The following is a 20,720-nucleotide window of genomic DNA, read 5'->3' as shown; positions in this document are numbered from 1 at the left end:
AGATCAAGATCAAGATCAAAAGCCAAAGCCAAAGCCAAAACCAAGGTGCGCAGGCCGGCTCTTTGTAGCCGCTGCCGAAGGCTGCGAAAGAGGGCGACGCGATATGTCAGGAAAATTGGGGAGGCAGGTTTAGCGTCTCCTGCGGAGCCGGTCGCAGCCTTCGGCAGCGGCTACAGGTAACGCGAACGGCAATGAAACAGGCCGGCCGGCAGGCCGCCGTCAGATTTTGATCTTGCTTTTGATTTTGATCTGAGCGCCCCGTTAACCACGATGGCCGAACGCAGGCATTGAGCCGTGGGTAACCCGGCAGGGATGCCGGGTTAGCCGCCACCCGGCCATGGATGGCCGGTGGCGGCGGCCCACGGATCAATGCCGGAGTGAGGGCATGCCGAGCCTAGGCGAGGCACCGAGTGGAGGGGCAGAGCGTTTTGCTTACTTTTGCGCTTTTCAAAAGTGAGCCGCTGTAAGAGCGGAACCGCCAGCGGCCGCACCCGCAAGAACGGATATGTACCCAAACCCACGGTAAGAACAAAAACCGTAATCAGCCACACCCGCAGTCCCGGATATGCACCCCACCAGGAGACACAAGCATGACCACCCAGCTCCCCTACGCCTGGGCCAAATCCCAACGCATTCTCCTGCGTCACAGCGAGGAGGGCGCCACCCTGCTGGTCTGCCCCTCGACCCCCGGCTGGTCCATCAGCGAAGCCCGCCGCCAGTTCGGCCCCGCACGCCTGGAACGTATCCGCGACGACGAGCTCGACGGTCTGTTGGCCACGGCCTACGCCGACACCGGCAGCGCCGCAGCGGTGGTCGGGGCCGCGGAGAATGAGGTGGACCTGGACCGCCTGATGCAGGACATGCCGGAAATCACCGACCTGCTGGACACCCAGGACGGCGCCCCGGTGATCCGCATGATCAACGCCTTGCTCACCCAGGCCGCGCGGGATGAGGCCAGTGATATTCATATCGAGCCCTTTGAAACCCACTCGGTGGTGCGCTACCGGGTCGACGGCACCCTGCGCGATGTGGTCTCGCCTCGCAAGGCGCTGCACGGGGCGCTGGTGTCGCGGATCAAGATCATGGCCCAGTTGGATATCGCCGAAAAACGCTTGCCCCAGGACGGCCGCATCGCCTTGCGGGTGGCCGGCCGGCCCATCGACATTCGGGTGTCCACGGTGCCCACCGGCCATGGCGAGCGGGTGGTGATGCGGCTGCTGGACAAGCAGGCCGGGCGCCTGCAACTGGAAACCCTGGGCATGGACCCGGACCTGCTGGCGCGTCTGGATGGCCTGATCCGCCAGCCCCACGGCATCGTCCTGGTCACCGGGCCCACCGGCAGCGGCAAGACCACCAGCCTCTACGCCGCCCTGGCCCGGCTGGATGCCAGCACCAGCAATATCCTCACTGTCGAAGACCCGGTGGAATACGACCTGCCGGGCATCAGCCAGATCCAGGTCAACGCCAAGATCGACATGACCTTCGCCCTGGCGCTGCGGGCGATCCTGCGCCAGGACCCGGACGTGATCATGATCGGCGAGATCCGCGACCTGGAAACCGCGCAGATCGCGGTCCAGGCCTCGCTTACCGGGCACTTGGTGCTGGCCACCCTGCACACCAACGACGCAGTGTCGGCGGTCAACCGCCTGATCGACATGGGGGTGGAGCCTTTCCTCCTGGCCTCGTCGATGCTCGGGGTGCTGGCCCAGCGGCTGGTGCGGCGCTTGTGCAACCAGTGCAAGCAAGCCGATCCAGCCAATCCCGGCACCTGGCACCCGGTGGGTTGCCCGGCCTGTAACCACATCGGCTACAGCGGCCGCACCGGGATTCATGAGCTGTTCTGCATCGACGATGACATCCGCAGCCTGATCCACCAGGGCGCTGACGAGCAGGCCTTGCGGGCCGCAGCGCGGCGGGCGGGGATGCTGAGCATGCGTGAGGATGGCGAGCGCTGGGTACGCAGCGGCGCCACCGCACCGGAAGAAATCCTACGTGTGACACGGGACGCCTGATGAATCGCTATCGCTACGAAGCCGCCGACGCCCTCGGCAAGATCGAGTCCGGCCACCTGGAAGCCGACAGCCAGGGCGCGGCTTTCGCCAGCCTGCGCAGCCGTGGCTTGACCGCGCTGCAGGTGCAACTGGACAGCAACCCAGGCAGCGGCGCAGTTGGGGGGCTCTTCAGCCCCAGGCTCAGCGACAACGACCTGGCCTGGGCCACGCGCCAGCTGGCCAGCCTGCTGGGGGCCAGCCTGCCGCTGGAGGCGGCGCTCAGTGCCACGGTGGAGCAGGCCGAGCGCAAGCACATTGCCCAGACCCTGAGCGCGGTGCGCGCGGATGTGCGCAGCGGCATGCGCCTGGCCGAGGCCCTGGCCGCGCGGCCCCGGGACTTTCCGGAAATCTACCGGGCACTGATTGCCGCAGGTGAAGAATCCGGTGACCTGGCCCAGGTCATGGAGCGGCTGGCGGACTATATCGAGGAGCGCAACGGCCTGCGGGGCAAGATCCTCACCGCCTTTATCTACCCCGGGGTGGTGGGCCTGGTGTCCATCGGCATCGTGATCTTTCTGCTCAGTTATGTGGTGCCCCAGGTGGTCAGCGCCTTTTCCCAGGCCCGCCAGGACCTGCCGGGGCTGACCCTGGCCATGCTCAATGCCAGCGACTTCATTCGTGCCTGGGGCATCCAGTGTTTCGGCGCCCTGGTGGCGGGGTTCTGGGGGTGGCGGCTGTACCTGCGCAACCCCCGGGCACGCTTGAGCTGGCACAGCCGGATTCTGCGCCTGCCGCTGTTCGGGCGTTTTGTCCTGGGGTTGAACACCGCGCGTTTCGCCTCGACCCTGGCGATTCTCAGTGGCGCCGGGGTGCCGCTGCTACGGGCCCTGGACGCGGCGCGCCAGACCCTGTCCAACGACCGCCTGAGCCAGAGCGTCAGCGAGGCTACGGCCAAGGTGCGCGAGGGGGCCAACCTCGCGGCTGCGCTGCGGGTGGAGAAAGTCTTCCCGCCGGTGCTGATCCACCTGATCGCCAGTGGTGAAAAGACCGGGGCCTTGCCGCCGATGCTGGAGCGGGCGGCCCTGACCCTGTCGCGGGATATCGAACGCCGGGCCATGGGCATGACCGCGTTGCTCGAACCGCTGATGATCGTGGTCATGGGCGGTGTGGTGCTGGTGATCGTGATGGCGGTGATGCTGCCGATCATCGAGATCAACCAACTGGTGACCTGAACCGCACAACCCGACCCGACCTGACCCCGTCCGGCCCGGTCCGTAGGAGCTGGCTTGCCAGCGAAGGCGTCGGCCCCGGCGATGCAGGTCTCGCGGGCCCCTTCGCCGGCAAGCCGGCTCCTACGAGAGCGAAGGTGTGGTCCGAAGGGCAGGGCAGCTGGAAAATTTCACGCGGCCTGCCTCACTCCCGACCCGGCAATCGGCCAAGCTCGGGTTCCTTGTTCTGTCATGTTCCGGCGCTGTCTGCACTCGCTTCGGCGCTTGCAGAGCGATGCCGGCGCCAGCTCGGGCAACCTGGCGCTCACCTACCCGGGAAAGGCCCGGAAAACGGCGCCAAACACCCGAGAATCTTTTGCCAAAACAGTCGGTTTCTCCCGAGGTTTTTTCCTTTATCTGTCACCGGAAGCTGCGAACTTCTCTCTCCATGGCCTCACCCCTCAAGCCCTCTGGATCAAGGCTTCTGGCCCGAGTGCCATGGCGTCATGCAAGAGCTATTCACCCAACGTACGAACACGACGAAAGGAGATTCTTCATGTTTAAGCGCAACGTTCTCGCGGCATCCCTGACCCTGGCTGCCCTGTGCTCGGCACAGGCTGCCCTGGCTGATATCAACGGCGGTGGCGCCACCCTGCCACAACCGCTGTACCAGACCGCTGGCGTACTGACCGCCGGCTTCGCTCCCTACATCGGCGTAGGCAGCGGCAACGGCAAGGCTGCCTTCCTGAACAACGACTACACCAAGTTCGTGGCCGGCACTACCGGCAAGAACGTGCACTGGGCCGGTAGCGATTCCAAGCTCTCTGCCGCTGAACTGAGCGCCTACGCCACCGGTCACGAAGCCGCCTGGGGCAAGCTGATCCAGGTGCCTTCGGTGGCCACTTCGGTTGCCATTCCGTTCAACAAGGCCGGCACTGCTGCGGTCAACCTGAGCGTCAATGACCTGTGCGGCGTGTTCTCCGGCCGTGTTTCCGACTGGAGCCAGATCGCCGGTTCAGGCCGTACTGGCGCCATCACCGTGGTTTACCGCAACGAAAGCAGCGGCACCACCGAGCTGTTCACCCGCTTCCTGAACGCCAAATGCGCCGAGACCGGCACCTTCGGCGTGACCACCAACTTCGCTACCAGCTACACCGGTGGCCTGCCTGCCGGCGCTGTGGCCGCAGTGGGCAGCCAAGGCGTGATGGATGCCCTGAACGCCGGCGACGGCCGCATCACCTACATGAGCCCGGACTACGCCGCGCCAAGCCTGGCCGGTCTGGACGACGCCACCAAGGTGGCCAAGGTGGCCGGCGTTTCGCCTGCACCTGCCAACGTTTCCGCCGCCATCGGTGGCGTTCCGGTTCCAGCTGCGGCCGATCGCGGCAATCCGGACAAGTGGGTACCTGTCTTCGGCAAGGCCGGCGCGACCGGCACCGTGCCTTATCCCGATACTGGCTACCCAATCCTGGGCTTCACCAACCTGATCTTCAGCCAGTGCTATGCCGACGCCACTCAGAGCGGCCAGGTGCGTGACTTCTTCGCCCGTCACTACGGCGCGACCACCAACAACGACGCGGCCATCACCGCCAACCGTTTCGTACCACTGCCTACCGCTTGGAAAACCGCGATCCGCACCACCTTCGTGACCGCTTCCAACACCCTGAGCATCGGCAACACCAACGTCTGCAACAACATCGGTCGTCCGCTGTAACGGCGAACCCCACCGAGCGGCAACACCCGATCAGCAACGGTTTCGGCCGTTGCTGATTTTTTTCATCCAGCATCTGTTCAGAGCGCGCATCCAGCGGGCTTACGCCCTCCGAACGGCCAGTGACATCACCGGATAGGACAGGAGTCTTGTCATGCCCAAAGCTCAATGGTTGATCGCTTCACTGTTATACGGCGCGTTCTGCGTCCAGCAGGCCCAGGCGGATATCAACGGTGGAGGCTCGACCTTTACCCGGCCGCTGTATCAGACCGCCGGGGTGTTGACCGCGGGGTTTGCGCCCTACATTGGCGCGGATCAGGGCCGGGACAAGGTGGCTTTTCTACAGAACAACTACAGCGTGCTGGTGCCTGGCGCAGCCCCCAAGACCGTGCATTGGGTGGCCAGTGAGTCGAGGCTGAGCGCGGTGGAACTGAGCAACTACGCCTTGGCCCATCAGGCGCAGTTCGGCAAGCTGATCCAGGTGCCTTCGGCAGCGACGAGCGTTGCAATTCCGTTCAACAAGCCCGGCAGCCATGAACTGGACCTGAGCATCGACACCTTGTGTGGGGTGTTCTCGGGGCGTCTGTCCCGCTGGGAGTTGATCCAGGGTTCCGCACGTAGCGGCCCGATCACCGTGGTTTATCCCAAAGGTAGCAGCGGCTTCACCGAGCTGTTCACGCGTTTCCTGAATGCCAAGTGCAATGAAACCGGGACCTTTGCCGTGACCACCTACTTTGATTCCAGCTATTCGGGCGGGCTGCCGGCCGGCGCGCTGGCGGCCAATAGCGGTGACGCCATCATGACGGCGGTGAATGCCTGGGATGGCGCCATCACCTTCATGAGCCCGGCCCTTGCGGCACCGACCCTGGCCGGTCTGGATGACGGGAACAAGGTGGCCAGGATCACCGGCGTCTCGCCGGCGCCGGCCAACATTGTCAATGCCATCAACAGCGTTGCGCTGCCTCCCATCGCCGAGCGCAGTAACCCGGACAAGTGGGTGCCGGTGTTCGGCAGGAACTGGGAACAGGGCGTCTTGCCTTATCCGCAGAGCGGCTATCCGATCCTGGGCTACACCAACCTGATCTTCAGCCAGTGCTATGCCGATGCCACTCAAAGCAATCAGGTCCGTGACTTCTTGGCTCGCCACTATGGCGCGCTTGAGGCCCGAAACAATGATCAGGCAATCAGGGCTCAGGGCATGCTGCCCTTGCACCCGTCCTGGAAAGTCGCCGTGCGTTCCAGCTTCCTGAGCGCCACCAATGCCTTGAGCATCGGCAATCCCAACGTCTGCAACGGCATCGGCCGGCCACTGTGAGCTGGCTCCGGCAGCGGCTTGGGCCGTTGCCGGAGCCCAACGTCGCCTGCATTACACCCGCTAGATGAATTTTCCGTGACATCCGTTCGGTCGCGCCCCGCGCCAACGGCCTATCCCCTAAAGCAGTGACGCGTGCCCTGGGCCCTATCAGCGTCGCGCTCCCGTGGGCGTCATAACAAAGGATGAGTAGTCATGGTTCGCTGCAAACCACCGGTCAAATCCCCAGCCCTGCGCCTTGATGGCGAGTTGCCGAGCCTGCGGCTCAAGCCCCTGGCCCAGGCCATTGCCTTGCTGATGGTGGCGGGCAGTGCCCATGGCGCCACGGCCTTCAGTTCCGGCTGGTTTGCCGCCAAGGGCGCGTCCCAGGCCGCCACCGCCGCGCGCACCAACGGCCAGGTGCCGGGGATTCCGTCGTTGTCCCAGCAGACCCGGGCCAACCAGCAGTTGCAGCGTTCCTTGAGCAATCTCAACGCCAGCGTCGCCGCCATTGCCGCCCAGCAGGCGGCCCAGGCCGCAGCGCGTCAGGCGGCGTTCGGCACGGTGAGCCAGATTCCTGATGGCCTCGGCCAGGGCGGGCTCAAGGTCGACAACAGCCTGGCCCAGGGCTGGATCAACGCCAAGGGTCCGGTGCAGAGCCAGTCCGGCGGCAAGACCACGGTGACCATCGAACAGACCGCCGACAAAGCCATCCTCAACTGGGAGACCTTCAACGTCGGGCGCAACACCACCGTGGATTTCCAGCAGCAGTCCAACTGGGCGCTGCTGAACAAGGTCAACGACCCCAACGGTCGGCCCAGCGAGATCCAGGGCCAGATCAAGGGCGCCGGCACGGTGATGATCATGAACCGCAACGGAGTGATCTTCAGCGGCACCAGCCAGGTCAACGTGCGCAACCTGGTGGCGGCTGCGGCCACCATCAGCGACGAGCAGTTCACCAAGCAAGGCCTCTATGTGGACGCCAACGGCACCCAGCCGACCTTCACCGATGCCCTGGGCAAGGTCCAGGTGCAGCGCGGTGCGCTGATCCAGACCCACCCGGCGGCCAGCTCCACCGAGTCCGGTGGCTACGCCTTGCTGCTGGGGTCGGAAGTGGAAAACGCCGGCACCATCGTCACCGCCAAGGGCCAGACCACCCTGGCTGCCGGCGACAGTTTCTACATCCGCCGCGGGGTCGGCACCAGCGGCAACCAGCACTCGACGACACGGGGCAACGAGGTCGCCACCTCGCTCAAGCCCGGCAGCACGGCGGGCACGGTCAGCAACACTGGCCTGATCATGGCGTCCACCGGCGACATCACCCTGACCGGGCACCGGGTGCAACAGAACGGCGTGGCCCTGGCCAGCACCTCGGTGGACACCCGCGGCACCATCCATTTGCTCAACGCCGCCAGCGACAGCACCGGCAGCGTGACCCTGGGGCAGGGCAGCACCACCGCGATCCTGCTGGACAGCAGTGGCAACACCGCCCTGGACAGCCAGCGTAACAATGGCCTGATCAACCTCGACGGCACCCCGACCAACCTGATCACCGGGCAGTTCAACAACTTGAGCAGCGTGGCCGACCGCAGCGACCAGTCGCGGGTGGAGATCGTCAGCGGCGGCACCGTGGACTTTCAGAACGGCTCCATCACCCTGGCCACCGGTGGCCAGGTGGCGGTCAGTGCCGGGCAGCGCAGCCTGGTGCGCGACGGTGCGGTGATCGACGTGGCCGGCGCGGTCGGGGTCAAGGTGGCGATGGAGTCCAACACCATCAAGATCAACGTCCAGGGCAACGAGCAGCGCGACTCGGCGGGCAACCGCGACAGCGGCCAGTTGATCAACAACGACGTCTGGGTCGACCTGCGCGAGCTGGTGTTCGTTCCGGCGGGTACCAACGGCTATGCCACTGATCGCTGGTACACCGCCGGCGGCCTGCTGGAAGTGGGCGGCTACCTGGGCACCCAGGGCCACAACATTGGCGAGTGGATGGCCCAGGGCGGCACCCTGACCTTCACCGGCAAGGAGGTGGTGACCCAGTCCGGGGCCCAGTTGAACCTGTCCGGCGGCACCGTCGACGTGCAGGCAGGCTACATCCAGCAGACCTGGCTCAAGGGCGTTGACGGGCGCCTGTACGAGCTGTCCCGAGCCCCGGGGGATTTGCTCTACACCGGCATCTACAAGGGCTACGTGGACAGCAGCCCGCGCTGGGGCCGCACCGATTACTACTACAACCCGCTGATCGCCCAGCAGCGCCGGTACGAGGCCGGCTACAGCGTCGGCCGCGACGCCGGCAAGCTGGTGATCGGCACCGGCAATGCAGTGCTTGAAGGCCAGCTGGTCAGCGAAGTGTTCAAGGGCGACCGCCAGACCCAGGCGCCCAACGTCAACCTCGACGGCTACCAGCAATCGCACAAGGCCGCGGCCCAGCGCGCGCAACTGATCATTGGCAACTACACGCCGATCTACAACAAGGCCAGCGGCACCCTGCGCTATGCCCTGAGCCCGACCGTGGACAAGGTGCTGATCGAGGCCAACCAGCAGCAGATTGCCGACGGCCTGGACCTCACCACAGCCCTGCCGGCCAACCGCCAGGGCCAGCTGGTGCTCGACAGCGACACCCTCAACGGCTTCCAGTTGGGGGTGATCAAGGTCGGCGCCAAACAGCAGATTCAGGTCAACGGCGCGCTGCAGGTGGCGCACGGTGGCGACATCACTCTGTTCGGGCCAGAGGTCCAGCTCAACGCCAACCTCACGGCCCACGGCGGCAGCATCAACGCCGGCAACGTGCTGAACCAGGTGGATGTGAACCGCAACTTCGTGGTCGGCGATGTGATCCTCGCGCCCAGCGGCGGCGCCCAGGCCCGGGTCAATGTGGCCGATGGGGTCAAGCTGGATGTCAGCGGACGCTGGAGCAACCTGGCCCTGGACCCGTCGGACAGCAGCGGCCTGGCCTTTATCAACGGTGGCAAGCTGTCGTTGCGCAGCAGCGGCGACCTCAACCTGGGCAACGGCACCCTGGTGGATGCCAGCTCCGGCGCCAGCCTCGGCTATGACGGCAAGGCCAGCGGCGGCAAGGGCGGCGATGTGACCCTGGCCGCCGACGGCCAGCTCGACCTCAAGGGCGAGCTGCGCGGCCATGGAGTCAACGGTGGCGGCACCCTGGCCCTGCAGGCGCACAAGGTGCTGATCGGCGCCAAGGACGTGGCCCCGCAAGCCGGAACCTTGCAACTGGCGGGGGACTTCTTCAACAAGGGGTTTGGTGCCTACGACATCACCGGCAATGAAGGCCTGACGGTGGCCGACGGCGCCCAGGTCGAGGTCAAGATGCCGGTCTACCGCTTCGCTGCCCAGGCTGGCAGCAGTGCCACTGGCAGCGATCCGGCCAGCGTTCTGCAGCCCTGGCTGCCGGACCTGTACCAGCAGGACGCGGCCAAGGGCGTGCTGACCCAGCGCCGTGGCGCCGGGTTGACCCTGAGCGCCGGCAATCAGTACTCCACGGCTGCCCAGTTGGCCACCACGGCGTTGACCGTGGGGCAGGGCGCGGTGATCAGTGTCGACCCGGGGCAGGCCATCAACCTGCGCAGCGTCGGTCAACTGACGATGAACGGCACCCTCAATGCCTGGGGTGGCAGCGTCAGCCTCGGTGGTTTGACCGTGGCCAGTTCCGAGGCCGCCAATGCCGCCGGCCACGGGCGTTCGATCTGGGTCGGCGAGCAGGCGCTGATCGACGTGGCGGCGCGGGCGGTGAGCGCGGTGGACAATCGCGGGCGCCTTTACGGTCAGGTGCGCAATGGCGGCAAGATCGCCATCGGCGGCGAGATCGACCTGGCCAGCGGCATTGCCAAGGCCAGCGACCTGTTTGTGGTGGTGCGCGACGGTGCGCGTCTTGACGCTTCCGGGGCCCAGGCGGCCCTGGACATTCCCGGCCAGGGCCGGGTGCAGGTGGCCAGCAACGGTGGCAGCATCAGCTTCGCTTCCAACAACGGCCTGTACCTGGACGGCAGTTTCGTCGCCCGGGCCGGCGGTGCCGGCGCGGCGGGGGGCACCTTGTCCCTGGCCCTGGAAAGCCCGTACTACATCAAGAACGCGGTCAACGACCGGGTGCTCAAGGCGCGGGAGCTGGTGCTGAGCCAGATCCACCAGGGCAGTGGGCTACCCGCCAGCGCCGACGCCGCAGCCGCCAGCCTGGAGTACGGCCATGGCCGCCTCGGGGTGGATCAGGTCACGGCTGGCGGTTTCGACAATCTGGCGCTGCTGAGCAACGGCCTGCTGAGCTTCGACGGCGATGTGTCGCTGAACATGGGCCAGAGCCTGCGCCTGTACAGCGGCGCGCTGAACCTGAGCGAGAGTGCCGCGGCCAACGCCCGGGTCAATCTGTCGGCGCCCTACCTGTTGCTGGCGGGCATCCTCGCGCCCCTGGAAGCCAAGGACCAGTACCTGCGGCCGGTGTCCACCGGCACGCCGTCGCAACGGGCCACCCAGGCGCAGTTCAATGCCAGCGCCAACCTGATCGATGTGCGCGGCAACGTGGTGTTCGGCAGCAAGGGCAGCTTGCGCCAGGCCGACAACAGCCTGCTGAGCGTCGAGCGCCGTGGCTTCGACGATGTGCAACTGACCAGCCAGGGCGATTTGCGCTTCCTCGCCGGGGCCGGTGCCGATGTGATCGCCAAGGGCATCAGCACCCAGTTGCTGACCCAGGGCGACATGACCCTGCGGGCCGCGCAGCTGTACCCGGCCACCGAGGTCGGGGCCCGGGTGATTGCCGGTTACCTCAACGATATCTCCGGCACCCGCATCAACTTCGACCCCAGCCGTACCCTGACCATCGGCCGCACCGGTAATGGCGACCCGGCGGTGCCGTACTCGGCCTTCGGCCGCCTGCAACTGGGCGCGGCCACCATCAAGCAGGGCGGGGTGATCCGTGCGCCCCTGGGCCTGATCGAGATCGGCAACCTGGGCGCCAGCCAGGTAGAGTTGCTGCCCGGCAGCCTGACCTCGGTCAGCGGCAAGGGCCTGGTATTGCCTTACGGCGGCACCGTCGACGGTCAGGTCTACAAGTACAACGGCAAGACCGTGACCTTCCTCGGCCAGGGCGCCCTGGTGAATGAGAACAGCGACCTGAGCGTCGGGGTGATCCTCGGGGGCCAGTCGGTGCAGGTGCAACCCAATGCCACCGTGGACCTGTCCGGTGGCGGCGAGCTGCTGGGGGCCGGGTTCATTTCCGGGCGCGGCGGTTCCACCGATGCGCGCTACAGCCCGCTGGTGCAGATCGGCGCCAACGGCAGCTTCATCCTGCCGGGCCTGGGCAGTAACCCGATCTACGCCATCGTCCCCGGGGCACAGCCGGGCTATGCGCCGGTGGCCCCGGAGGGTGGCGCGGTGGACCCGTTGATCGGTCAGCAGATCACCATCGGCAGTGGCGTGCCGGGGCTGGCGGCGGGCACCTACACCCTGATGCCGTCCACCTATGCGCTGATGCCGGGGGCCTTTCGCGTCGAGATCAACGGCTTGGCCGGGCTTGGCAGCGAAAGCGCGGCCCAGCAGCTGCGCAATGGCTCCTGGTCCACCGCCGGGCGCCTGTCGATCGCCAACACCGGGATCAGCAACAGCGTGGCCAGCCAGTTGATCCTGACCTCGGCCGATACCCTGCGGCGTTATTCCCAGTACAACGAAACCGGCTACGCCCAGTTCGCCCTGGCCGATGCGGCGCGCCTCGGGGTGCCCCGGCCGATGCTGCCGGTGGACGCCAAGACCCTGAAGCTGGCGCTGCAAGCGGGGGCCGGGGCGGATGCCTTCTCCTTCCGCGGCATCGGTCGCTTCGACGCCGCCCAGGGCGGCTACGGCGGCACCGTGGCGATCTTGAACATGGGCAGCGGCGGCATTGAAGTGGTGACCAGCGGCAAGTCGGCCACCAGCGGCTTCAGCGGCGTCACCCTGGACGCGGACAGCCTCAATACCCTGGGCGCGGCGCGGCTGATGCTCGGTGGCCTGACGCTGGTCAAATACGGCCAGGGCGGCAACTACATCACCCTGGCCGAAGGCATCAACACGCCCAAGGGCTCCATCACCTTGCGCGAAGGCGTGACCCTGGCCGCGCCGGAAGTCTTCCTGGTGAGCAACAGCGGCGAGATCGTCCTGGAGCAGGGCGCCTCCATCAACACCTTGGGTCGCGGCAAGGCCAGCTATGACGCCCGGGACGGCTTTACCTACCAGGTGGCCAATATGCTGGCGGTGTCCAATGGCCTGCTCAATGTCATCAGCAAGGTCCAGGCCGGCGGGCAAAGCAGCGGCGGCATCAAGGTCGGTTCCTGCGCCAGCGCGCCCTGCAGCGGGCAGACCGCGCTGTATTCCGAAGGCAGCATCGTCGCCCTGACCGACAACACCTTCGAACTGGGTGATCAGGTGCGCTACGGCACCCGCCACCTGAACCTGGGCCTGAACAACATCAATGTCGGCAGCCCCGAAGCCCTGGCGGCCGCGGCGGCGGGCAACCGCCTGCCCAGTGGCATGACCCTGACCCAGCAGGTACTGGACCGCCTGCTGCGCGGCGACACCCAGTTCGGTGCGCCGGCCCTGGAGACCCTGCAGCTCTCGGCGCGGGACGGTTTCAACTTCTACGGCAGCGCCACCCTGGACACCTACGACCCGCTGAGCGGCAAGTCGCTGCTGAGCAACCTGATGCTCTCCACTCCGGCGATCTACGGCGCGGGCGGGGCCAATGACGTGGCCAGCATCCACACCGCCAACCTGATCTGGCAGGGCGCCGTGACCCCGGCCGGGGCGGTGGTGGCCGGAGGGGCCGGGACCGGCAGCGGGCGTCTGCAGATCGACGCCGAGCGCATCGAGTTCGGCTACGGCGCCTTCGCCCAGCCCAGCACCACCCAGAGCTTCGACCGCCTGGCCCTGGGCTTTGCCAACGTCAACCTGAATGCCAGCCAGCGCATCACCGCCAACCACAAGGGCAGCCTGGCGGTCTACCAGAGCCAGGGCGCCTTCGACCCGCTCAGCGGCTTTGCCTACAGTGGCGGCAACCTGAATATCCTCACCCCGCTGATGACTGGCGAGGCCGGCTCGGTGAACCGCATCACTGCCGGTGGCGCCATCGACATCGGTGCCTCGGCGGGCCCCCGTGGCGCGGCCAATGGCCAGGGCGCGGAACTGTCCCTGCAGGGCGACAGCATCCGCCTGGCCAGCGCCGTGGTCCTGCCCAGCGGCAAGGTGACCCTGGGCGCCCGTGGCGATGTGCTGCTGACCGACGCGGCGCGGGTCGATGTGGCCGGTCGCGCCATCGCGTTCAACGACCTGACCCGATACGGCGCCGGCGGCGAAGTGCTGCTGCAAAGCCGCAGCGGCAACGTGCTGCAGGCGGCCGGCTCGACCATTGATCTTTCGGCCAGCCACAACCAGGCCGGCAAGCTGCGGGTGGTGGCTCTGGACAGCGCGGCCGGGCGGGTCGACCTGGCGGGCAGCATCCTCGGCGGCAGCAGTGGCCAGTACGATGCCGGCGGCACCCTGGTGCCGTTCCTCGGCGGCGCGGTGGAAATCCAGGCCCAGCACCTGGGCAGCAGCGGCAGCCTGGACGAGCAGTTCGCCGCCCTCAACCAGCGCCTGAACCAGGGACAGGTCTTTGGCGCCCGCAGCTTCCAGCTCAAGCAGGGCGACCTGAGCATTGGCGACGGGGTCAAGGCCAGCAGCGTCAACGTCTCGCTGGACCATGGCAGCCTGCGAGTCACCGGGCGGGTGGACGCCAGTGGCGCACGGGTCGGCAGCATCAACCTGGCGGCCAGCCAGGGCCTGACCCTGGACAGCGGCGCGCTGCTGGATGCCCACGGCAGCACGCTGCGAGTCGACAGCTTCGGCAAGATCATCGACTCGCCGAACCGCGCCAGCGTGGTCCTGAGCTCGGGCCAGGGCCGCCTGACCCTGGCCGACGGCGCACGCATCGACCTGCGCCACGGCACCGATGTGGCGTCGGGCAGCGCCCCGGGGCAGAACGACGGCCGCAGCCGCGGCACCCTGGAGCTGAACGCGCCGCGCATCGTCCAGGCGGACCAGAGCAGCAATGACATCGACATCGAGGCTCGTGGCCGCCTGGATATCCAGGGTGCGCGCTCGATCGCGGTCAACGGCATGATCAGCTACGACGATGCCCCGGAAAAAACCGACGCCACCGCCAGCGGGCGTCCTTACCAGGAGATCACCCAGGCCTACCTGGATGCCAAGCACCTGCAAAGCACTGCCTTTATCAACGCTGCGCTGCAGAACAACGACCTGCTGCACAACAAGCTGGCCGGCCTGAACAACGCCACCTACGCCGATGCCTTGCACTTGCGGCCCGGGGTGCAGATCGTCAGCAAGACCGCCGACGGCGACCTGGTGGTGCAGGGCGACCTGGACCTGTCCGGCTACCGTTACGCCAGCCTCAACCCCCACACCCAGAAGGACGACAACGTCTACGGCTCCGGTGAAGTGGGCAGCCTGAGCCTGCGCGCCGGTGGCGACCTGAACGTCTACGGCAGCATCAACGATGGTTTCGCGCCGCCGCCGGGCACCGATGACGACAATGGCTGGATTTTGCGGGCCGGCATCGACTTCACCGGTGGCGATATCGTGATTCCGGGGGGCGGCCTGTCCCTGGCCGATGGCACCCTGTTCCCCGGTGGCAGCACCCTCAACTACGACTTGCCGATCAAGGCCCTGACCCTGCCGCAGGGCACGCGCCTGCCAGTGGCGGCGACCCTCAGCGAGAGCCTGGTGCTGCCAGCGGGCACGGTGCTGGCCGCCGCGGTGCGCGACAGCAACGGTACGCTGCTGTTCGCCGCCGGCACCCTGTTGAACCAGAGCCTGACCCTGAACCCGGGCAGCGTGCTGGAGGCCGGCACCCTGCTGACCGCCAATACCGCGGTGAATGCCCTGACCTGGCCCAAGGGCGTGCCCCTGCCGGGCGTTGCCGGGGCGCGTAACCTGGTGGTGCTCGACGGTGACAAAGAACTGTCCCGTGGGGCGCTGATTCCGTCGGGCACCGATATCAAGCTGCCGGGCGGGGTGGCCTCGGTGCTGTTGCGGCCGGAAAACGGCGGGCGCCAGGGCAAGCTCTGGGCCATCGCGCCGATGCTGACAGAGGGTGCACAGTCCTGGTCCCTGCGCCTGGTGGCCGGGGCCGACACCGAGGCGGCCGACAGCCGCGTGCTGCAGAGCCAGCCCACGGCGGGCAACCTGCACCTGGCGGACAGCCATTACGGGATGTTCGGCCAGGCGCAGTATGTCTGGACCGAAGAGGGCTCCCTGGACTTCTTCGGCGACGACAGCATGGTCGGCCAGCCGGTCGACTTCGACGAGTTCGGTGACCCTGCGCTGTGTGATAACACCCCCAGCTACTGCGCCGTTGGCGATTCCTACACCCTGGTGCCCAGCAGCACCCGGTTCAGCGTCGTGCGTACCGGCGCCGCCGACCTCGACCTGCTGGCGGCGGGCAACCTGAGCATGGATTCGCTGTTCGGCGTGTACACCGCCGGCACCTCCTCCAGTGCCACCTCGGCCAGTGATCCGTACAACCTGGCGCGGGGAGGCAACGGCCAGAAAGTGCTGAACAACGTCGCTGGCGGCTACGAGTCCTTGGTGGACGGTGGCGCTGGCAGTGTCTACCGGGCCTGGTACCCGGACGGCGGTGGCAACCTGCGGATCAAGGTCGGGGCGAACCTCGGCGGCAATATCGTGACCCTGCCCAACCAACTGCCCCCGGGCCGCCCGGTGGCCAGCGACACCGGCAACGACTCCAGCAACGTGGGCAACTGGCTGTGGCGCCAGGGCAACGACCTGAGCGGCGGCGTGGCGCGGGACACCGCCTGGTGGATCAACTTCGGCACCTACACCGCCAACAGCGCCAGCGGTGCCGACCAGATGGTCGGCTTCACCGGCTTCGGCACCCTGGGCGGCGGCAACCTGGAGGTCGAGGTCGGCGGTGATGCCGGTGCCCTGGCGCCCATGGCAGCGCCGATCTACGCCAGCTACGTCAACCCGCGCAGCACCGGGCTGATCCTGGCGGTGGGCAGCACCGGCCGGGTGGCCGCCGATGGCAGCCGGCAAGTGACCGGCGGTGGCGACCTGACCCTGCGCGTCGGCGGGCAGGTCAACCCCTACAGCCAGGTCGGCTTTGGCGTGTTCAACGGCGCCCTGGTGAACCTGCGCGGCCATGCGCAACTGAGCAGCGCGGCCCTGGGCAGCCTGAACCTGCACTACGGCGCCCAGGCGGCGGACCAGAGCCGCAGCGAAACCCGGGCCTTCGAGCCGCAGCGGGCGACCCTGGCGGTAGCCGCAGGCGGCATGACCCTGATGCCGGGCGATGCCACCTTCAGCCTGTCGACCCGTGGCGACCTGGTGCTGCAGACCGTGGCCGACCCCGGGCGCGCGCCCCTGGCCAATGGTTGGGCCTACCAGGGCGCCAGCGGGGCCACCGGCATCGGCCAGAGCTGGTTCTCCTTGTGGACCGAGCGCAGCGCCATCGACCTGTACTCGGCCGGGGGCAACCTCACGCCATTGACCAGGGGCACGGAAACCGACATGGCCACCGTCTACCCGCCGACCCTGCGCGCCGTGGCGGCCAGCGGCAGCCTCTACTACGGCCAATCCAGCCTGTATGAGGCGGGGGCGGCGGTGGTTCCGGCGGCACTGGTGCTGGCGCCTTCGCTGAACGGCCAGCTGCAGCTGCTGGCTGGTGACTCGATCTACGGTGGCGAGTTGACCGTCAGCCGCTCCAGCGCCTCGGCGCAGGCGCTGGCGACCCCCGAGCACCCAGCCTTCATGGCCACCAGCGCGACCCTGGAAGGGATTCCCCTGGCGGCCAGCGGCAATCTCTCCGCCGATGGCAACCGGGCCCGCGGCGGGGTGTTCCCGCTGTTTGCCTTCGGCCCCAACACGGCGACCAACCAGTGGGCGGGCAACACCGAGCCGTCGCGGTTCTATGCCATCAACGGCGACTTGCTGGGGGTCAGCAGCGGCCGCGTCCTGACCCTCACCACGGCGTCCGACCCACGCCTGGGGCAGACCTACTATGAAGGCGGTGGCGCAGTCTGGATGAAGGCCGGCCAGGACATCGTCAGCAGCGGCACCGGTCTTGGCGGGGCCAAGGGCGGCAACAGCACCTATGGCGAATACACCTTCAGCGGCAACCTGTTCGTGCACCACAACCCCAGCGACATCTCCATCGCCAGTGCCGGGCGCGACATTCTCTACAGCAGCTTCAACGTTGCCGGCCCCGGGACCCTGGAGCTGACCGCGGGGCGCAACATCCTCATGGAAGACCGGGTCAGCGTCACCAGTCTCGGCGCTGTGGCGGCGGGGGACAGCCGTCCCGGGGCGAGCATCGTGATGCAGGCCGGGGTCGGTGCCAGCGGCCCGGATTATCGACGCTTTGTCGAGGCCTATCTGGACCCGAGCCGCCTGGCTCAGCCTGGCGAAAGCCTCTCGGCGGGCAAGGTGGCCAAGACCTACGAGGGTGAGCTGGTGGACTGGCTGGCGCAGCGCTTCGGCTTTGTCGGCGACAGCAGCCAGGCCCGGGCCTACTACGCGGCCTTGCCGGCGGAGCAGCAGCGGGTGTTTGCCCGGGATGTGTATTTTGCCGAGCTCAAGGCCGCCGGCCGCGAGTACACCCAGGACGGCGGGATACGCCAGGGCAGCTATGCCCGGGGCCGGGCGGCGATTGCCGGGCTGTTCCCGAGTACCGATGTGGCCGGTAACCCGATCACCTACAAGGGCGATATCACCCTGTTCGGCGGCGCCGGGGTGCACACCGATTTCGGCGGCAATATCCAGATGCTGACCCCGGGTGGCCACCAGACCTTCGGCATCGAAGGCACGGCGCCGCCGGCCTCGGCCGGGGTCATCACCCAGGGCGCGGGGGACATCCAGCTGTACTCCCTGGGCAGCATCCTCCTGGGCCAGAGCCGGATCATGACCACCTTCGGCGGCTCGATCATGGGCTGGTCGGCGGCGGGCGACATCAACGCCGGCCGGGGCTCCAAGACCACCGTGGTCTACACCCCGCCCAAGCGGGTCTACGACACCTGGGGCAATGTCAGCCTGTCGCCGTCGGTGCCCAGCACCGGGGCCGGGATCGCCACCCTCAACCCGATTCCCGAGGTGGCGGCCGGCGACATCGACCTGATCGCGCCCCTGGGCACCATCGATGCCGGCGAGGCGGGTATCCGGGTCTCGGGCAACGTCAACATCGCCGCCCTGCGAGTGGTCAACGCGGCGAACATCCAGACCCAGGGCAAGTCCTCTGGCGTGCCGGTGAGCGCCACCGTCAACACCGGCGCCATGACCTCGGCCAGCGCCGCCGGCTCCGCCGCGTCCCAGGCCGCGGAAGACGCCGCGCGCAACCAGCAGGCGGCGGCCAAGCAGGGCCGGGCGTCCATCGTCACCGTGGAAGTGCTGGGCTTTGGTTCCGAACCGGTGCAACGCCAGCGTGAAGAAGCCAGCCGCGCCCCGGGCTACAACCCCGACAGCCCGGTGCAGGTCCTGGGGGCCGGGCCCTTGAGCGAACAGGCCCGGGCGCGCCTGACCGATGAGGAGCGTGGGCAACTGACGCTGTAAGGTTCTCTCGTGGTAGCAAGGCGTGGGAGGAAGGTGCTGTCCAGGGGGCGTATGGCCCTGGGCAGCGACGGCCCCGCCGTGGCGGGGCCGTTTTGCAGCGGGTGGTCAAACCGTGGCGATCATGCAGCCTATGGCGCCGGATTCCTGGTAGATGACCCGGGTGTTGTGGGCGTTGGCGAAGTCCCGCAAGCCACGTTTGGCGACGTCGCTGTAACCCACGGCCACGGCCCAGCGTGCCGCGACGGGGCTGGTGTACTTGGTGAGTTTTTCGATGTCCTTCTGAGTTTCGGCCAGCAGCTTGTTGCCGGCGTTGGTGGCACTTTCCACCTTCAGCTCAATGGCGTAGTTCTCACCGTTTTGCTGGGCCAGCACGTCCAGGCGCAGGCCTGAATTCGGATTGGGATAGGGCACTTCGCGGGCGGCGGCCACATGGGCCGAACGCAGCAGCATCAGAAACTCCACTTGAAACCACACCTCCCAGGCAGCGCCAGTGCTGATGGCGGCTTCGATGCGGGCGTGGTCGCTGAGGATGAGTTGGCTGAGGTCGGTGTTTTTCATCGGGTATTCCTCTTTGTTGGGGGTGCAAAGAGGAACGTGCGGAAGGTGGCGGGTGTGAATCTGCTGGCCGCGCCAGCACAGGATCAAGCCTCAAACCGCCTTCCTGGCTACAGGCTGGCTCAAGTTGGCCGCGCCCAGGCAGTAGAACAGCCCCCCGGCGACAATGAACGCTCCCAGCATGTAGAAGATCCAGTGCGCCGGCTGGCTGGCCAGGACCATGCCGCAGAGTATCGGGCCCAGGGCGCCGCCGAGGCTGGAGAGGTTCTGGGCCCCGTAGTACAGGCCCCGCAACGGCTCAGGGGCGATCAGGTCGATGAACATGTACTCGGCGGGAAACACGATGATTTCCCCCAGGGTGAACACCACCATCGACAGTACCCACAGCGGCAGGCTGGTGGACAGGCCAAACCCGCTGATCCCCAGCAGGAACAGCCCCAGCCCGGTTGCCAGCCAGCGGTTCAGATGGCGCGGGGAAATCCTGCGGCCAATGCTGTACTGCAAGGCGATCACCAGCAGGGCGTTGGTCGCCACCAGGGTGCTGATGATGCGGTAGGTGGCCTCCGGGGACGTGGTAACCACCAGGTACTGCGAGAGGTAGGCCGAGAACTGGCCAAAGACCACGGCGCTGAGCAGGCCGCCGAGGGTGAAGCACACCAGGCGGTAGTCCCGCAGCAGCTGTTTGCCCAGGGTCAGGAAGGAGAGTGGCGTGGCTGTGGCGCCAGCGGCATCCAGCTGTCTATCGCCCCAGATGTGATGGATTGCCAGGAACCCGGCGCCCAGGGCGGCGGATATCAGGAACGGCAGGCTGATACTCAGGTGCGCCAGCCCGGCGCCGAGAAACGGGCCCACGGCGTAGCCGATATTGGTCAGGGTGTACTTGATCGAAAAGGCTTCGCTGCGTTGCTCCACCGGCAGGCGCTGGGCAAAGCCGGCCTTGATCGCGATGTCGATCACCGCGTAGGCCAGGTTGATCAGCACCAGGCACAGGTAGAACAGCCACAGCTGGCGGGCGGTGAAGGTGCCGACAAAACCCAGGGTGAACAGCGCACAGCAGCCGAGGATCAGGCGGTGGCTGGGAGTCCTGTCCACCAGGAATCCGCCATACAGGCTCAGCAGCGAACCGAGGATCAGGCTGCTGCCGATCACCAGGCCGATGTCGCTGACCGGCAGGCCGAAAGCACTGTTCAGGTAGATCACCAGATAGGGCAGGGTGATGGCCCGGGCCAGGGTCAGCACCAGGGTGCCGGTGAGCAGCAGGTTGATCGCCTTTGGGTAGCCTTTCAGGGTGCGCAGCATCCGTGCCTCATCGTCTGTAGCAGGGTCTTGGGAGAATGCCAGCCAGCTTACTGGGGAATCTGATTCTG

Annotated in this window: 7 protein-coding genes; 5 read left to right on the top strand and 2 right to left on the bottom strand. The window is 67.0% G+C overall.

Features of this window, described 5'->3' with window-relative positions; genetic code table 11:
* The first annotated feature begins 590 nt into the window (after positions 1 to 590).
* From gspE to PFZ56_RS22180, 5 genes are all read left to right on the top strand, one after another.
* Positions 591 to 2,012, top strand: a complete 1,422-nt coding sequence (gene gspE, locus PFZ56_RS22200) for a type II secretion system ATPase GspE (RefSeq protein ID WP_170005118.1) — start codon at positions 591 to 593, stop codon at positions 2,010 to 2,012.
* The gene (gspF, locus tag PFZ56_RS22195) at positions 2,012 to 3,223 is read left to right on the top strand and encodes a type II secretion system inner membrane protein GspF (protein WP_394304455.1); all 1,212 of its coding nucleotides are present in this window, start codon (positions 2,012 to 2,014) and stop codon (positions 3,221 to 3,223) included. The genes gspE and gspF overlap by 1 nt, the downstream gene beginning before the upstream one ends.
* Before the next feature lie 532 nt (positions 3,224 to 3,755).
* On the top strand, positions 3,756 to 4,913 hold the full coding sequence (locus tag PFZ56_RS22190; protein ID WP_102879118.1) for a substrate-binding domain-containing protein: 1,158 nt from the start codon (positions 3,756 to 3,758) through the stop codon (positions 4,911 to 4,913).
* A 151-nt stretch (positions 4,914 to 5,064) separates the two neighbouring features.
* Positions 5,065 to 6,225: a substrate-binding domain-containing protein gene (locus PFZ56_RS22185; RefSeq protein ID WP_110653342.1), complete on the top strand. Its 1,161-nt coding sequence runs from the start codon at positions 5,065 to 5,067 to the stop codon at positions 6,223 to 6,225.
* A gap of 192 nt (positions 6,226 to 6,417) precedes the next feature.
* Positions 6,418 to 18,798: a filamentous haemagglutinin family protein gene (locus PFZ56_RS22180; protein WP_394304454.1), complete on the top strand. Its 12,381-nt coding sequence runs from the start codon at positions 6,418 to 6,420 to the stop codon at positions 18,796 to 18,798.
* Between the two features lie 105 nt (positions 18,799 to 18,903).
* Here the strand turns inward: PFZ56_RS22180 and PFZ56_RS22175 are convergent, their stop codons facing one another.
* A complete protein-coding gene (locus PFZ56_RS22175; protein WP_110596895.1) occupies positions 18,904 to 19,356 on the bottom strand; it encodes a hypothetical protein in 453 nt (150 codons plus the stop codon).
* A gap of 90 nt (positions 19,357 to 19,446) precedes the next feature.
* The gene (locus PFZ56_RS22170) at positions 19,447 to 20,652 is read right to left on the bottom strand and encodes an MFS transporter (protein WP_110653340.1); all 1,206 of its coding nucleotides are present in this window, start codon (positions 20,650 to 20,652) and stop codon (positions 19,447 to 19,449) included.
* Positions 20,653 to 20,720: the final 68 nt, after the last annotated feature.

The sequence above is a fragment of the Pseudomonas danubii genome (assembly GCF_042980055.1).
GTDB classification, from domain to species: domain Bacteria; phylum Pseudomonadota; class Gammaproteobacteria; order Pseudomonadales; family Pseudomonadaceae; genus Aquipseudomonas; species Aquipseudomonas danubii.
The sequence above is the reverse complement of the archived record's forward strand: the minus strand, read 5'-3'. Positions and strand labels throughout refer to the sequence as shown.

Excerpts from the sequence above, each read along its gene's own strand:
- PFZ56_RS22175 (WP_110596895.1), bottom strand. The coding sequence starts at position 19,356 with ATGAAAAACACCGACCTCAGCCAACTCATCCTCAGCGACCACGCCCGC.
- PFZ56_RS22190 (WP_102879118.1), top strand. The coding sequence starts at position 3,756 with ATGTTTAAGCGCAACGTTCTCGCGGCATCCCTGACCCTGGCTGCCCTG.
- PFZ56_RS22170 (WP_110653340.1), bottom strand. The coding sequence starts at position 20,652 with ATGCTGCGCACCCTGAAAGGCTACCCAAAGGCGATCAACCTGCTGCTC.
- gspE (WP_170005118.1), top strand. The coding sequence starts at position 591 with ATGACCACCCAGCTCCCCTACGCCTGGGCCAAATCCCAACGCATTCTC.
- PFZ56_RS22185 (WP_110653342.1), top strand. The coding sequence starts at position 5,065 with ATGCCCAAAGCTCAATGGTTGATCGCTTCACTGTTATACGGCGCGTTC.
- gspF (WP_394304455.1), top strand. The coding sequence starts at position 2,012 with ATGAATCGCTATCGCTACGAAGCCGCCGACGCCCTCGGCAAGATCGAG.
- PFZ56_RS22180 (WP_394304454.1), top strand. The coding sequence starts at position 6,418 with ATGGTTCGCTGCAAACCACCGGTCAAATCCCCAGCCCTGCGCCTTGAT.